The organism is Brakhagea baltica, from assembly GCF_052161605.1.
GTDB lineage: Bacteria > Planctomycetota > Planctomycetia > Pirellulales > Pirellulaceae > JBKCUI01.
On sequence record NZ_CP197409.1, the window covers coordinates 3167828 to 3184752 of the forward strand.

Annotated in this window: 7 protein-coding genes; 2 read left to right on the plus strand and 5 right to left on the minus strand. The window is 50.7% G+C overall.

The window, feature by feature from the left end:
- The first annotated feature begins 81 nt into the window (after positions 1-81).
- Positions 82-2475 carry a VIT domain-containing protein gene (locus SH449x_RS11745; protein WP_482381524.1) on the plus strand — a complete coding sequence of 798 codons (2394 nt, stop codon included), beginning with the start codon at positions 82-84 and terminating at the stop codon, positions 2473-2475.
- Between the two features lie 31 nt (positions 2476-2506).
- Here the strand turns inward: SH449x_RS11745 and SH449x_RS11750 are convergent, their stop codons facing one another.
- The 4 genes from SH449x_RS11750 to cbiE all read right to left on the minus strand — a co-directional run bounded on the left by SH449x_RS11750 (position 2507) and on the right by cbiE (position 6835).
- Complete coding sequence (locus tag SH449x_RS11750) at positions 2507-3502, minus strand: 2-hydroxyacid dehydrogenase (protein WP_482381525.1); 996 nt, start codon at positions 3500-3502, stop codon at positions 2507-2509.
- A 7-nt stretch (positions 3503-3509) separates the two neighbouring features.
- Positions 3510-4301, minus strand: a complete 792-nt coding sequence (locus tag SH449x_RS11755) for a 3-keto-disaccharide hydrolase (RefSeq protein ID WP_482381526.1) — start codon at positions 4299-4301, stop codon at positions 3510-3512.
- Positions 4302-4382: 81 nt separating this feature from the next.
- Positions 4383-5597, minus strand: coding sequence for a hypothetical protein (locus SH449x_RS11760; protein WP_482381527.1), 1215 nt, complete (start codon positions 5595-5597; stop codon positions 4383-4385).
- Complete coding sequence (gene cbiE / locus SH449x_RS11765) at positions 5594-6835, minus strand: precorrin-6y C5,15-methyltransferase (decarboxylating) subunit CbiE (RefSeq protein ID WP_482381528.1); 1242 nt, start codon at positions 6833-6835, stop codon at positions 5594-5596. The genes SH449x_RS11760 and cbiE overlap by 4 nt, the downstream gene beginning before the upstream one ends.
- Positions 6836-8318: 1483 nt before the next feature.
- Here cbiE and SH449x_RS11770 point away from each other — a divergent pair.
- Positions 8319-12353 (plus strand): protein kinase domain-containing protein, encoded by a 4035-nt coding sequence (locus SH449x_RS11770; protein ID WP_482381529.1) that lies wholly within the window; start codon positions 8319-8321, stop codon positions 12351-12353.
- A gap of 800 nt (positions 12354-13153) precedes the next feature.
- Here SH449x_RS11770 and SH449x_RS11775 read toward each other — a convergent pair.
- The gene (locus SH449x_RS11775) at positions 13154-16627 is read right to left on the minus strand and encodes a c-type cytochrome (RefSeq protein ID WP_482381530.1); all 3474 of its coding nucleotides are present in this window, start codon (positions 16625-16627) and stop codon (positions 13154-13156) included.
- Positions 16628-16925 lie beyond the last annotated feature (298 nt).

Below are 16925 nucleotides of genomic sequence, written 5' to 3' on the forward strand. Positions count from 1 at the left end.
AACTCTCCGATCCGTCTTCACGTCCATGCTATGCCATGGTCGACCTATTTCATACTTGAACAGATTCGAGGAGCTGTGACGATGAAAATGAACTCTCGACGATTCTCTACTGCCTTGGTCGCTGTCGGTTTGTTTCTCGCAATGAGTTTGGTGGAAATCACCCGAGCTCCCGCGCAGACGATTCTCGTATTCCCCGATCTACCACACCCTCTTCCCCGAATTCCGATCCGCCCGATTCGCCCTGCCCCCCCTACCACACCAGCGGTTTCGTACTGCATCAAGGACCTTGATATACAAGCTCGCATTCGCAAACAAATCGCCGATGTGCAAGTCACACAAACTTTCGTCAATAAAAGCTCTACGACCGTTCAAGCCCAGTTTCTATTCCCACTGCCTTATGATGGTGCGATCGACCGCCTGACCTTGATGGTTGACGGTAAAGAGTTTCCAGCGAGTCTGCTAAATAAAGAGGAAGCCCGAAGACGCTATGAAGCGATCGTGCGTGCCAATCAGGATCCTGCATTGCTCGAGTGGATGGGGCAAGGCATGTTTCAGACAAGCGTCTTTCCTATTCCGCCAGGGGCCGAGCGCAAAGTCGTTATTCACTACGAACAACTCTTGCGTCAAGAACGCCAACTCACCGATTTCTTGTTTCCGCTGAGCACCGCTCGATTTACTTCACAGCCCCTTGAGCAATTGAGCATTCGAGTCGCCATCGATAGCGATTCGTCCCTGAAAAGCGTCTACAGCCCAACCCATCCTGTCGATATTCAAAGACCCTCTGCCAACTCAGCTATTGTTTCACTCAAGATGAGTAACACGGTTCCTGCATCGGATTTTCGGCTATTCTACGATTCCGAGCCAGGTCCGATTTCCGGTAGTGTTATTAGCTATCGCCCGTCTCCATCCGAAGATGGTTACTTCTTGTTTCTAGCAAGTCCGGAAATCAAACCCGCCAATGCCGAGCGGCCTCGAAAGATTGTCATGCTCGTGGTCGATAAGTCGGGAAGCATGTCAGGTCAAAAGATACAACAAGCCAAGGGAGCACTCCAATTCGTCCTCAACAATCTCCGCGAAGGTGATTTGTTCAATATCGTGGCTTATGAAACGCGAGTCGAATCGTTTCGTCCCGAGCTGCAACTCTACAACGAAACCACTCGCGCTGAGGCACTGGCGTATATCGATGGCATCTACGCCGGAGGTGGTACCAACATTTATGGAGCCTTGCGAACAACCTTTAGCTTTTTACAAGACGCATCGACTCCGACTTATGTCCTCTTCACTACCGATGGATTGCCGACTTCAGGAGAAACCAACGAGTCTAAGATTGGATTACTCGCTCGTGAATCCAATCGTGTCCGAGCCCGCGTGCTCCCCTTTGGAGTTGGTTACGATGTAAACAGCCGACTGCTAGATCGACTCGCCCGCGAACATCATGGCTCGAGCGTTTACGTTCGGCCTGAGGAGAACATCGAAGAATCGGTGGGGAGTGTTTTCTCGAAAATCAGCTCCCCCGTATTCTCACACGGAGTACTCGCCATCGAGGTAGACGCTGCGGGTGGAAACCTAACCGCCAACCGCGTTTACCCATCCGGAGAAATCGACATCTTCGAGGGGGAGCAACTCGTCGTCGTAGGCCGTTATTCCAAGCCAGGGAATGGAAAGCTAACTCTGTCGGGATTGATCAACCAAGAGAAAAAGACTTTTGAGTTTCCGATCGAACTAGCCACTAAAAGTGATAACGAATCGTATTCTTTCGTTGAGCGTCTTTGGGCCACGCGTCGAATTGGCGAACTCATCGATGAGCTTGATCTCAATGGTAAGAACCAAGAACTGATTGCGGAACTAGTAATGCTCTCGACCAAGCATGGAATCTTAACACCATACACTTCATTCCTGGCAGACGAATCGGTGCGCCCCGAGCTGGTATCAACTGCCAACGCAGCAGCTGCCACCAGTCAATTGGATCAGCTATCGGAGGTAAGCGGTGCCGGAGGAGTCGCTCAACGCGCTACCAAGCAGATGTTCAAGTCCGCCGGCCAAACGTATTCGCAGTCCGCTTTCGATGGCTACGAATCCGTGGCAAAAAGTGGGGGCATGGGAGGCGCTAGAGTTCCCGCCTCTAGACCTGGAGCAGGCTACGGAGCAACGGGAGGCTACGGTGGAGTGGGAGGATACGGCAGTCCAGGAGGCATCGCGATTCCGGCATCAGAATCTCTGTCGGGGGGGAACTCGATTACGATTACGAATTCACAAACCTTGTACCGTAGAGGTCGTATGTTGGTGACCCCCGAGACCGCTGCCTTGGATATCGAAAAGGATAGCGGCCAAATCATAAAGGTGCAGCGATTCAGCACTGAGTATTTTGACTTGGTAGCCAAAAATTCTGCTGCTGACAATCAATTGCTCAGTCAACAAACTTCCGAGGATTCCCTTTTAGTGAAGATCCGAGGAGTTTTCTATTTGATTGAGTAAGTAGCCAGGCAGGCAATCGGCAAGCGTGGTGTTAGAGTTCCGTCCCCTCAAGAAACGCTTCGCCGATCTCGAGCTTGATGATGTTCTCCGTGGTTACCCGAGCGATCTCGCTGAGAGCCTCGTGAGTCAAGAACGCTTGATGAGACGAAATCAGAACGTTTGGAAACATCAAAAGCCGCGTCAGCTCGTCGTCTTGAAGAACTTGTCCAGATAGATCATGAAAGAAGATCCCTTCTTCTTCTTCGTACACGTCCAAGGCTACGCCCCCGATATGCCCTGACTTGAGACCAGAGATCAGAGCGGTTGTATCGATCAGCTTGCCACGGCTAGTGTTCAGGATATAAACACCCCGCTTTGTCCTAGAGATCGTTTCTTCGTTAAGTAGGTGAAGCGTCTCGGGCAATAGCGGTAGATGAAGTGATAGAATATCACTTTGTGCGAGCAGAGTGTCCATGTCGACGTAGTCGATACCGTAGCTAGCAGCCCATTCAGGCATCGGAAATGGATCGTACGCGAGAACGCGAGCTTCAAAGCCCCGAAAAATCTGAGCAGTGATGCGTCCAATTTTTCCGGTTCCCATAATCCCAACCGTCCTACCACAAATATCGAACCCCACCAGGCCGCTGATCGAGAAATTTTGTTCGCGAACCCTATTAAATGCTCGGTGAATCTTTCGGTTCAGCGTTAGCAAAAGTGCAACGGTATGTTCGGCCACGGCATGGGGCGAATAGGCGGGAACGCGAACCACTTTCAAGCCGAGCTCGCGTGCGGCACTTAAGTCAACGTTGTTGTGACCAGCACAACGAAGGGCCAGAAGTTTGACATCGAGCGAGGCCAAAACCTCCAGGCTCGCGCGATCTGCGATGTCACTCACAAAAATACAGACAGCTTGAGCACCCTTGGCCGTGGGCGCCGTCTCCGGACTTAGTCGGAAATCGTAAAATCGCCAGGAAATACGATGGGAGTTTTCCGCACGAGTGAGATATTCGCGATCGTGCGGTTTCGTATCGAAGACGATAACTTCCATTGAAAATCTACTTCTTGATGGGAATTTCTTTGTCGCCGTTCCTTAGGAACGGATCGCGAACTTGCTTACCTTCGACAGGCACAATCGGTCGAACCCAAATGTTGCGAAAGCGAACTGGGTCGCCGTGATCTTGCAAGGTTATCGGTCCGACTTCGGAGTGCTTGTTGTATTGTGGTGGGCGGTGGAAAGGAGTATCACCTAGCAGTTCGAAATGATTCAGAATCAGTACGCCGTTATGAACAGCGGTGATGTAAGCAGGACTCTTTAGAGTTCCATCTTCATTAAAGCGAGGTGCGGTCCAGAACAAATCGTAGTTGTTCCATTCGCCTGGCTTGCGCATGGCGTTGGCCATAGGTGGAGTCTGCTTGTAGATTGCGCCGGCTTGACCATCGAAATACGTGGGGTTCTCATAAGAATCGAGAACCTGAACCTCATAAATTCCCATCAGGAACAGGCCGCTATTGCCTCGACCTTGTCCCGATCCTTTGGGAGGGGTTGGTGCTGACCATTCGATGTGAACTTGGCAATCGCCAAACTTAGCTTTGCTAGTGATTGTTCCGCGTCCCACAACAAGATCACCATTTTCGACCTTCCATTTATCTCCATTCTCCCACTGGGAAGCATCCTTGCCGTCAAACAGAACAACCGCGTCCGAAGGTGGTAGATTGTCGCTGGCACCTGGCGTCACGACGGGAGGCTGCTTCCACTCGATACCGTTCAAGTACTCCTGAGCAGAACAGGTAGCACCAATCAAGCCGAGCGCAGTGAAGCCGACGAAGAAATGTTTGAGCTTTGTCATTGGAATTTCCGTTGGGTGGGAGGAATCAAGGTGAGTGACCAATCCCAGCATTATGATGCAGGGCTGGCCGAATTACAAAGGTTAAGGTCGAGTAATCTGAAGTATAGCAGGAGCTGCCATGTCCCGGTCGAGACGCGACTCTAAGGACTTCGAGATTGCATCCCTCGTTCGCTCCAGAGATCCTTCGAAGACGGTGCTTCCTTCCCATACGACCTTCACCGGCAGGTCTAAATTAATAAGTTGATCACTAAGGTAGAGATTCAATTTCTTGAGTTCGGGATTCGATACGCTTTCTATTTCAATGGTCTGTTCTTTTATTGCCGCGCGGATCTCGGTACGTTCGCGAGCAGAATCGGCTTCGACTCCTAGCCAGTAAAATCTCTGGTGAGTCACGTCATCTTGCATCCAAACAATTTTCTTCGGCCAAGGATTGCGAACTCGCTTTTGTAGCCATGGCAAGCATTCGCGATCTTGTCCGTTCATCCAGTGCCCCGTGTCATAGGTTTTCACCCAGTGATCGTAGCCTTCAGGATCCGCTTTAGCTAACTGGCTCAGTTTATCCTTCCAGTCTATAGCGATCTGACTTCTTCCGTAGGCTGTATCTTTCTCACCCATGAACAACGCAAACGGGACATTCCTCAGGCCTTCAGGACGCGTTTCATTAGGGTGCCCTGCCATCATGGCGACAGCTGCCCATCGATCAGACATGCGAGGTGCTAACTGAAATACGCCATCCCCGCCAGCGCTGTAACCCATTAGATAGACTTTGTTAGGATTGACCCCTCGACAGAGAACATGTGCCAAAATCAACCGATCGAACAAACCATCGATATGGGCTTCATGCCATAAGTTCCAGGTGTTGGTAGGTGCACGGGGAGCAACATAATACCCTTCCTCAGGTTCATACAAACGAATCTGATTTCGCCACTGTTGATCGTTCATGCGAGCCGGACCATTCCCTCCGCCGTGCATGGAGATGTAAAGAGATCGTTCTCCCTCAGGTGCCGAACCGAATTGCTTGACCAGCAATTTCAGCGATTTGCCATCGAGCAGAATTTCGTTTGCTTCGAGTTCTTGGAGCAACGTTTGCTTGAGGGAATCGGTTTTCTCTTTCCAGATAACTTCCCGTTCCGATTCTACTCCTGCGGACGCTAACGTATCTCGAGGGTCGATCGCCCTGGCAGTCTTAGTCCAACCATAGAGGCAAGTTATCCCTATCACGTAGGCAACAAGATACTTCATAGCAACGGAACCTTGGGCCGGCACACCGCAAACATCTCTTGGTAGAAATATCATCCTGGCTTTACCGCCTTAATGAGGAATGAGGGATTAGCAGATTCGAGGCGAGTGGTCTCAAGCTGATAATTGCCTCGGGAGATTTGAATCATCCAAAATTGCGGCTCCACTTCAAGCTTGGCCGTAAAAAGTTTCTGGAGGGCGACCACATTTTCCATGCTCATGATATTCACAACCAACGAGCCGGTAGGCTGTAGTCTCGGCCAAGCTTGTTCGACCAGATCCGCCACGGCGCGTCCGGTTCCCCCTACGAAAATCGCCTCTGGATCCGGCAGATTATCCCAAGCTCTCGGCGCTTCTCCTAGTATCGGAACAATGTTGGTAACGCCAAATTTAGCAGAATTCTCGACGATCAAATTGTAATCCTCGACATCCATTTCGATCGCGTACGATTTTCCGTACCTCGCGATCTGAGCTGCTTCGATGGCAACCGAACCACTACCTGCACCGATGTCCCAAACGATCGAGGTTTCCTTGATGCTAAGTTCTGCGATGGCAATCGATCGCACCTCGGCGGGCGTAACCAGTTCTCTTTTCGGTTTAGATTGTCGAAACACGTCGTCTGGGTTGCCAAAAAGTCTGATTCTGTTTGGTTCTGTCGGGGTATCGGGCACGCCGGTTTGTCGAACGAGAATCATCACATTCAAGGGTGAGAATTTTTGGTTAACGATATCTCTCAATTGGGAACGCGTGACCCGTTCATCAGGGGAACCTAGATTTTCACAAACGTATGCCGTGAAATAGGTCAAACCCTTGGCGATAAGAGCTTCGGCGAGCTTGGACGGTGAGACTTGTTCGGACGTGAAGACCCCCACTTTTTCTGCCGATCGAATTCGCTCTAAAACTCGTTCCAGCGACTGTGTGGCCAGATTGGTCAGGTATGCCTCGTCCCAGCTTTCTTTGACCCTGGCAAAGGCGAGTTGCATGCTGCTGACGTGTGGCAATACCTCGAACCGGTCCTTGCCTAACCGATCGCATAGAAACCTGGCCGTACCATAGAACAGCGGGTCGCCGCTGGCCAGTAAAACCGAGGTTCCCTGCGCGGAGTCCAAGGTGTTTGCCAAACGATCCAGATCTGCTCCTACGACCTCTTTTCGGCCTGGGTAAGAGGGGAACTTGTCTAGCAAGTTCGCAGAACCGATCAACATTTCCGAAGAATTGACGATATCGAGCGCCTGGCGTGTCAGCCCAGCAGCACCATCGTCCCCAACACCAATAATCCAAATGCGACTTTCCATAGGCATGTTATACCGTCAAAGTCCGCGTTTGAGGAGTCGCACGGAAGGGGAGATCACCAACGAAAAAAGGCCATGATATGCCGCTCCATCGTCACACCATGACCCTAAATGTCGGAGGATCCGTGCGAGCGAATGATCCGACTTCCCAATCCATGTTATAGAAGTATCGGATTTTCCATCCAGACAGTCGAGGGAGTTCCAGGGCGGCCACAAAGGCTACCTAGCCCAACTACCCGAGCTAGGCGGAAGAGTCGCCTGAAAGTGCACCGAACCAGTATTTCGAGTTCCAGGTTGCATTGACGCTGTTGGGAGCGAGTCTGCCTTTTCCTCCCGATTCTTCAGATATGGGCTCATAACGGACCTGGCCGTTTGAGTCGCAGCCGTATCAGAGTTTTTCGAAACGACCAACGACATGGTAGTGGTCTCATGTGCTGTAGCAGCTTGATTAGGACGCGATCTCTGTGCGACCATAACATCGGAGTTTACGCCAGGCTGGGCAGGCACACTGTGCAGTGAAGACCACGACGATCGATAACGATTCTTGGCTAAGGTGTCTGTATGCCCTGCCGCGGGAGACGCATCGCAGGCATCGCACCCTACAGGAGCGCACCCCGCCGGAGCAGAGTGTCCGAATCCGCCGACATTACATTTCAGACAGGATTTATGACCTACGCCATGCGAACAGTCTCTACATAACTTAGACGCGATGGCTGCACGTTCCGCAGCGTAACCAGACCAAAAATCTTTGCAGTTGTCGTTACATGACAGGTAGGAAGCAACCTGCGATATAGGGGTTTCGCAACCGAGAGGGTAAAACTGGGGTGCTTCGTATGTTGGATGCGGTACTATGGGGGCAGGGGCAACCGGGCTACCTTCGATTGGCACACCCGTGATGGGGGCTTCCTGGGAGAAGGCCACTGGTGTAGAAATCGTTAAGATCAATAAAGCTTGCATCGTGCATCGCATACTCTGAATCCCCAGATAAAAGATGTTCATCCATGATCGCGGAACAACAAACCGATTCCGCACCTACACCTTCCGCGATGGGCCGCTTGTTGCTGCCTCACAGAGAGTGGAAAATGAGAGAAGGGGCGAAGCGCCCTATGACGTAGCAACGTTTAGCTACATTGACCGCGGTTGTCTGTCGCGGCGGGATTCGCCATCACTTTCTCCACATACTAATGTGACACCTGATTCGCGATCGGGCAAATGTACGGAAAGACTTTTTTTTCGGATTCACGTCTAACACTCCAGATGGCATGCCTAGGTAAAATAATTGGGCTGACCGAGTCGGTAGGTTCGCGAGAATACAGCAAAGCGATTTGCATAGAGAAGGAAAAGTGTATCCCTGTGGTCGACTCTTGCGTAGAATAAAGAATTGCGCAGAGTTTATCCCTCATTCCGATCAATCCGGCGTCAGACTATTCTGGGTGTGAACCGTTTCATTATTTCCATCTCAAACATTTGAGCAAACCTAGCCATCATGTCCGATTCGGAAATCAATCTTTCAAGGCTTGATTCAGAAGAGTTTGGGAAAGAGGAATCCGCTTCTTACCACACAAACGATTCAACCGCTGTCGTACCTGCTAACAATGCTAGACCCTCCGACGAGGTAGGCGACGTAGGAACACCTGAAGCTAGATTGCCTAACCGGTTTGTAGGACGATATCGTATCGATCGGCAGTTGGGGGCGGGTGGCTTTGGCGTCGTATTTCTAGCCCATGATACGACGCTTAATAGAAAAGTTGCCCTCAAGATCTCCAAGCCGTCCAATGCGATCAGTGAACAGCTACGTACTTCATTGCTGACAGAAGCCCGCTCCGCTGCAAATCTAGACCATCCTAATTTGGTACGGATTTATGACGTAGATCAGTGGAACAGCCAAACTTTTATTGTCATGGAGTACATCAATGGTAAGTCGCTTGCGCAGGTGATCGCCGAACACAATGTGCTTCCCCTGAAACGCATCAATAGTCTGCTTGTTCAGACGGCGCGAGCCCTCGAGGCGTTGCATGCAAACGGAATCGTTCACAGAGATCTTAAGCCTGCAAATATCCTGGTCACTGCTGCGGATCATGTCAAAGTGGCGGATTTGGGATTAGCGATTTCGGATGAGACGCCTATCGATAGTCGTAAACAGTTCGCTGGAACTCGCCAGTACATGTCGCCAGAGCAGGTGCTCGGAGAATTGCATCGTATCGACGGCCGTACTGACATCTGGGCATTCGGAGTCATTCTCTACGAACTATTAACCCTCCAGTCGCCATTTCGCTCTCGAGATCCGTCTGTTGTTTTCTCTCAAATCTTGAAGGGTGAGTTGCCATCCCCTCGTCAGCGTCGTCCCGACATACCAGATCGGTTAGAACAAATCTGCTTGCGTTGCCTTGCAAGACGGATGTCACAACGTTTTCAATCCGCACGGCAACTCATTTCAGAGCTAGAGGCAATCGACTCGGAATTCGAATTGACACACAGCATTCCAACCTATCGAAGCGAACCGTTGCCTGAACCGAGGATCGAATCGTCTCCACTCTCGTCTGACGAATTCCGAGGCGGCGACTCAAAAACATCCTCCCCAAAAATCAAACCGTCAGAAGCAGAATTGCTCAAAGGAATGGTTCCGAGAGGGCTGAGGGCGTTTACGGCTACAGACAGTTCTTACTTTCAAAAACTCATGCCAGGCCCTCACGACCTGGACGGACGACCGGTCATTTTAAATCACTGGTTGGACTGGATCTTGAGGGGGAGACTGCAGAACGGAGTTGGTGTTCTCTATGGCCCCAGTGGCTGCGGAAAAAGCTCGTTTGTAAGAGCGGCATTGTTACCAACACTTCCCGATGAAATCGAGACCTTCTTTTTTGACTTTTCCACCCAGAATCCTAACCAACAGCTTTTACGCGAGATTCAGAATAGGTTTTCCGAGGTGCAGAATGCAGAAAGCCTGGGTCAAGCATTTTCGCTTTTGAGGCGAAACCATTCAACGAACTTGAATAAGTTAGTTTTCGTTTTCGATCATTTCGAACGTGCACTTATCAGTCAGCGAATTGATCTCGAGCATGAGATGGTTCGAGTGTTGCGTCAGTGTGACGGCGTTGCATTACAAGCATTAGTTCTTGTGCGAGATGAGTTCTGGTCTGAGATTAGCCAGTTTATGCAACTGCTAGATGCGCCACTCTCTGACGGTGAAAACGCTTCAAGCTATCCAGCCATGTCCATAGCCCAATCTTTGAAAGTTCTCGAAGCGCTCGGTCGGGCACACGAGGTCCTACCACATTACGGAACGACATTAAGTCAGTCACAAAAAGATTTCTGCAAATTGGCCATAGATGGATTGTCGGAGGGCGGAACCGTTCTGCCTGTCCGCATCGCTTTGTTGACTGAATTAATGCGGGGACATCCTTGGGAGGCTGCTACCATTCAAACGCTCGGTGGTATTGATGGGGCGATTGTTCGATTCCTCGGAGATTGCTTCGATTCACCCGCATCCCCGATGTCCAGACGATCGGTCGCAATACCCTGCAAGCGAATACTAAGGCTTTTACTCCCAGCAGATCAAACGGAGCTAAAGGCCTATTCGAAATCGTATGCTGAACTTAGGGAGCTAACTGGGTTCAATGATAAGCCGATAGAATTTCAGCAAGCAATTCGCTGCCTAGAACAGGATCTGAAACTGATCTCTCCAATCAAAGGGAGCGACGAATCACGAGAGTATACGCTTGTACACGACTATCTGGTGCGACCCATTCGTACTTGGTTATCGGAAACGGACCAGCGAACCTGGGTCGGTCGGCAAAAGAACTTACTAGCCAAAAAAGCAGAACGCTACAAACGAGATCCATCCAACGACAATCTACTCAACCCTGTTCTGTGGATGACAGCAAGCTTGGTTTGGCCCAAGAGAGAGTTATCAAAGGAGCAGCAACTCGTCATAAAAAAGAGTACACCCAGAGCATTATTCTCCTTCTTCTTGTCGACAGGTTTAATCTGCGTGCTTGTCTCCATGGGAGTGATAATATCATCTCGTTCCAAACGGCTGAATGAACAAACAAGGAATGCAACGTACTACAGTGTCTTCAACTATCTCAATACGAAGGACGATCTGGAATCGAATTTTAAGACTGTCAGCCAGAATCCAGGACTTGCGTATAGCGTAATAGATGACGTCCGAAAAAATGGCGACCCAGGGCTCCAGTCCCGAGTTACCTTACTCAAGGCTAGATTGAATTACCCTGTGTCTGTTAGTGAAATAATTAAGGCACTAAACGAAAGCGTTCCCACGGAATGGACGCAATGGAAGCTTGTCGTTGCCGACCAAAATCTTCGAGACGAACTCTCAAGTCAGCTTGTACCTCGAGACCCTGTTGAGATCCCTCCTGTTTTACATTGGTTATTTATGGACCAAGGTGATTTTCGCTTGCTCCATGGCTGGAAAGAACCTCTAGCTGCGGAATTGCCGTCTCAGCGATTGTTAGCGTTTTTAGTCTCCCACGCCGGATTCGATCCCGCCGAACGTGGTCTAAGCCTCGAGGACCAAGTGTCTTTGGCTGAAGCCCTCGCGACCTATAGCCACAAGCCAACAACGGATTTACCGATGGTTGCAAGAGTTGCAATGTTGCTATACGGTTTTAAGGACTCCAAAAAATCTCAGACCTTCGACTGGGCGGCGTTTGCTGAGACATACCAGAATTCTCCTCAGAGGTCGATTGCTTTAACTGCTCAATGGTTGCTCAGTCAGCTCAGAGAGCAATTCGAGATTTCTGAGCCCTCTGAAAAGAATGGCAATTGGAAGCTCGTACGCGTGGCCGATGCTCAACCGTTTCGAATGATACTGATCGAGAAAGGTGAATTAATGTACCAACATTCATCGATTCTATCGGATTCAATGAATGCGGAGCGGTTAGTTGTACCGAAACCATTCTGGCTAGCCCAAACCGAGGTGAGCGAAACTCTTGTGGAAGCCTTTTTTAACGATTACCCAGACCTACGAAATGGTTGGATGCGCAACACTCGCGTCGAAAAATCCGCAGCGGGGCTCAACGGGCTGCAATGGTTGAAATTTTGCAATTGGGCAAGCGAACGAGAAGGTTTGGAACCGTGCTACCACTTCTCGGAGGTTGAGGGGTGCGAGAAAACCAATTTTGAAGGGGTTTGGTTCAACCCCAAAGCAATCGGGTTCCGACTCCCAAACCTAAATGAGATGCAATTAGCCGCTGCAAATGGTGATGTAGAGCTATCCAGGTCTTATTCAGAATCCCAACCTTACGCGGATAGAGTTGCACCCGCCAGCCAGAGAGCAAACGTCCGTAACCTGTGGTCAATTCTACCAGACGCATGGTCGTTTCAAGGCTTATACGGTAATCTGTTTGAAATGGTAATGAACGACCGTAATGAGTTTGCTACATCAACCATGAATCTCGAATTGAAGAACTCCTGGGAATCAGCAATCACCAGTAATAAACCCGAGAATTTTGCGATTAGCATTACCGGCGTCCGGCTAGCACAAAGCGTTCTGCACTAGCCAACTAATCGACAAATAATATTCATGGTCGGTTTTTTATCGACGACGCGATATCGGCTTGCATCGAAACAATGGGATGCATCTATGAACGGGCCGCGTGCATACAGCAGGTGAACAGGTCGGATTAATATAGATACAATTGGTTTCGATGGGCAGCGGCTGGATTTCGATTGATCGTAAACATGCGAAGTAGTTGTCCTCACAAAGCGCTGGAAGATTTTGCCCACCAGACATGCAGGTATTGTAAAACTGCAAGCAAGTTGCAGGACTTGGTGGTTCTGGGAGCGTTAGATAGTAGCTCGGATCGTAAATAGAAGGTAACGGGTGCCGCCCTCCATTTAAACAGCGGTTGTATCGCGATAACGCAATCGCTTTGCAAAAATCACAAGCAGCAGGATCGGACGGATAAAGTCTCTCACAAAGCAATACATCGGATCGATACTGATCACAACACGGATTTGCGATTGTCGGAGATGCGGGGAGCCTTCCCGTGATTCGACCAATTATCCCACAGCGATTGCTCGGCTCACAATTGCGATTTGCGATCTTCGCTTTCAGTCGCCCAAAAAGCTGAGCGTGAGAAGTCGGTGCCATTAAGCAAATGAATAACGAAGCTAGAAACACTCTGCGTAGGATCAATTGTGAAAGCATGATGAACCCCTGGTTAATTTGCAGACATGAGCATAATTCGAAATTAGACATTACAAATTGCTCGCTATATTCACCACTCTAGCAATTTACGACGGCGAAACAACTCCCCCGCAATTGGGTCGAGGACACCAGGGCTACTCTACAAAACTCTATAAAGTGGAGAGGTAAGCCATAAGATTCGCTAACTCTTGGTCGTCGTTGTCATCTAGCAGTCCGCTCGGCATGATGGACTCACTCGAATAGGCCAACTCCTCAAGATCCTCTTTGTTGACCCTGATGATCTGACCGGTCGCTGTCGTGATCGTTGTGCCATCAGCAGCCGAGTAGACCACCAAACCGGTAAAGACATCGCCATCGATCGTCAGGATCCTAACCGCCCTGTAGCGATCTGAGACGTCTCGGCTGGGATCAAAAATCGCCGTCGCAAGGTCCATTCTTGAGAACCGCTTGGCTACCCCGGTTAAGCTAGGGCCCAACGCCGTCTGAGCTCCATGACAACTGGCACACTTTTGGTCGTACAAGATCTTTCCTGCCTCGATATCACCACGAAACCCCTCCGACTGCTTCACCCTGGCAACCCAATCCACCTTAACTTTGGGTTGAGCTAATTGCTCGTAGGCTTCCTCGCCCAAATGGTCTCTCAGAAACGGTTCCCAATCTGTCCAGGAATTCGAAGCCGGTACGGAGGCGAAGCCAAGCTGCTTTGCGACAGCTCGAGTTCGCGTAAAAACCGGCTCTGCGGGCAAGCTGGAGGAGTTGTTGCAAATCTCCGATACGAGCCTGGCCATAACCGGCCATTCCTCATCGGCAAATGCTATGGGCAAAGCCTGTAGTCCCCGCCACGCCACCGCCCAAAGGGAGCGGTCTGGGTTAGCCAGGGTTTCCTTGTAAATCTGATAGTCGCTAGCATCTGGATAATTCGAAAGCAATTCGATAGAAAGTCGGCGCAACTCCGGAACACCGACCGCTTGCCGCAGAGCACTCAACATGTTGGGGGTCAGTGTTTGTGACTGCAACGCATAGCGGACGATCGCTGCCGACCAGCCGGTGGGATCTGTTTGTAGCAAGTCACGACGAATGCGTTCTCTGACCTTCACCTGGACATCAACAGGGAAGGCATTGATCAATACAATATCGTTCGCACAGTTCTGCCCCGGCGTATTGGCGAAAGCATTGGCGAGCTTGCTATCTCTAGCCATCAACGCATTGACAAGCTGTTGTATTCGCTTGGGCCACTGATTGTCTGTGTACATGCCCGCCTGCTGTAACTTGCCAGACACGCCCAACAACAGAGCTGCGGTTTGCATGCTCATCTCTTCCGTTCTGAGGCCCGTGCAGCAAGCCACAGCACACAAAACGTGAATATCGAACGTGGGATGAGTTTTGGAACTCGATAGCGAAAGGAGTGACTCCACGACTTTCTGTTCCGAGGGTTCGAACATGGCCAAGGTCCGAATCACCTCAATCTCTAACTTTTCATTGTCGTTCTTTCTAGCTTGATCAATCAGATAAACGAGCCAATCACACCAACCTTTTCTCACGTGTTCAGGCAATTGTTTGACGCTTACTGCTTTGTAACCATCTAGGACGTCCGGGTTAGATGGGTCGGTCTGCTGAGGCAAAGTTACCCTCCGGTCGCCAAGCGCGAATTGCAACCCTGCAAGAAACTCCATCAACTCTCGATTGTCCAGTGACGCATGACTCTTGGGAAACCAAGCCGCAACGAAATCGAGCAGCTTGGTATCAAGCAGTTGACTGCCAGATCCAAAAAATCGCTTTGCGAGAAACATGTCAAGCTTGGCAGAGTCCGATTTTGCGTTTAGGGGTGCAGGGGATCGATTCAGAGCCCAGAGCCAAGTTCGTCGTAGCGCATTTCCCGCAGGCATGTCTTCGCCCTCGATTGACTCGAACCTAGCCATGGGCCATTTTCGCAGACCAAAGGCCTCCAAACACAACCTCGGCAACTCCGATCCCAGGTGATCACCCCAAGAAGTTTGCGCGTCGGGGGCGAGTGACGCGCTTGCGGCACTTTGTATCCTGATCGAATCTCGCTGCAAATTCGCAACGACCCCGCGGCCGACAATCCACCATCCGGCAAGCCTCGAGCTTGGGGATGGCGAGCTAACAGCGCGAACCATTGCGGCCGAAGGGATCGTCACACCTGTCCTCGTCAACATCTGTGCAGCGAGGAGTTTAAGCGAAGACGCTCTTGATTCATCGCAATCAATCGGTAACTCATCTGTTACAATCTGGAGAAGCATATCGAGATGCTTTGGTTGCAATTCACGTCGCCAAATCGATTCGGACCAAGAGTCCCATGGACTGGGCGTTCTTAGAGCTTTGGCGATTACCTCAGCACTGGATTCGTCAATTCTTTGCGTTCTCAAAGCCCGCTCGAACAGAACACTGACTCGTAGCGTTGGGTCCGATTCTTGCCCGATGGATTCTTGTCCAGCCGAAGCCTTGTCAGTAGAGATCTGCTGGGGAATATCCCCCTGAACGTCTTGAGGCGGTTCCTCGGCCAGAAGCGGGGAAATACGATAGATTGCCCCCTTAGTGCCTCGCCCTCCTGTGCAGACCAGCAAGTCGCCCTTGGCATCAACGCATAGGGCCGTTGGTGCAAACCCGTTCACTCCCGTGGTCTGCATAAAAATTTCTGCTGGAATACGATTGGGAATTTGCTGCGACTCAGGCAAATTCCGCATAGGCATGATCGCCATGACCCGTCCAAAGGTCCAGTCCAGCACAAAGACCGCCCCTCGATACTTTTGTGGAAAGGTGCGGTGAGAATAGACCGCAACTCCCGTCGGTGAGCCTCGTCCGAGCGAAGCAATCGTCTGCGGCATGGTGATGTAGTCATCGTGATCTTTCCATGTCTGTCCGCACCAGCCGGCATCGCTACCTGGGCCTAACACGAACACGCGAGTCGCGCGATACCATGGTAAAACAGACTCTCGCTCGCAGTCGCTGTCGAAGGTAACAATCTGACCATCGGGCAGAAAATCAAAGTCGTAACAGTTTCGCATACCATGACTCCACACCGACCGGGTAGAGAAGTCCGGGCTGATCCGCCACATGGTCCCTGCTCTAGGACGGCTCACGGGGGAGTTCGGGTCATTCAACAACTTGGTAATACCGTTGGAAAAGTTCCCTGCAATGAGATACCAATACCCGTCAGGTCCTTTGCGGATCGCGTGGGCATGATGCTCTCCACCGGTTGGCAAATCCAAAAGCTTGGTCGGCGCTCCATCTGCCATGAGGTTGCCGGTTTTGTCTTCCGACGACCACAATCCCCCGTCACCTACCCAGTAAATCTTGCGTCCCTCGGCCCACAAGCCTTGTGCCCCCTGTTGAGGACTCGTCGACCACAAAATCGCTCGGTCATAGATTCCGTCGGCATCGTCGTCGATGAGCGTCTTGATGTAGCCAGGCCCCGATACGATAGGTCTACCGAGCCCATCGGTGGTCATACAAAAACAATCATGAACGAGATCGTCATCGGCTGCTAAAGTGACTTGAAATCCCTCGGCAATCTCGAATGGCAATTCGTCTGCTGATAGTATTGTCGAATCAATCGAATATGACCATGTGGCGAGAATCAGGCCCGCAAGGCGTCTGAACATGTGTTGTAGCTCTCGTAATCCGTTGGCGGTTAGGGACGGAAACTTGATAGGGGGCATCCCTATCAACAGGCCCTTGCAAAGAATCCATTGACCTCACACCATCATACAAGATGTATGCGTTCCTCGGCCAGTTAGCAGTGGGACAAATAGTAGGAAAACCCTCTATTTCTCTCGTGACTTTCGGGCTCTGCGGTATCCTTAGCACCACGTTGAATCGCTTCGAGCTGTTTGCTTGAAATGGGCCTAGTGGCTCGATCGACGATAATACCACGCCGACCTACCACTTACGCACAACAAT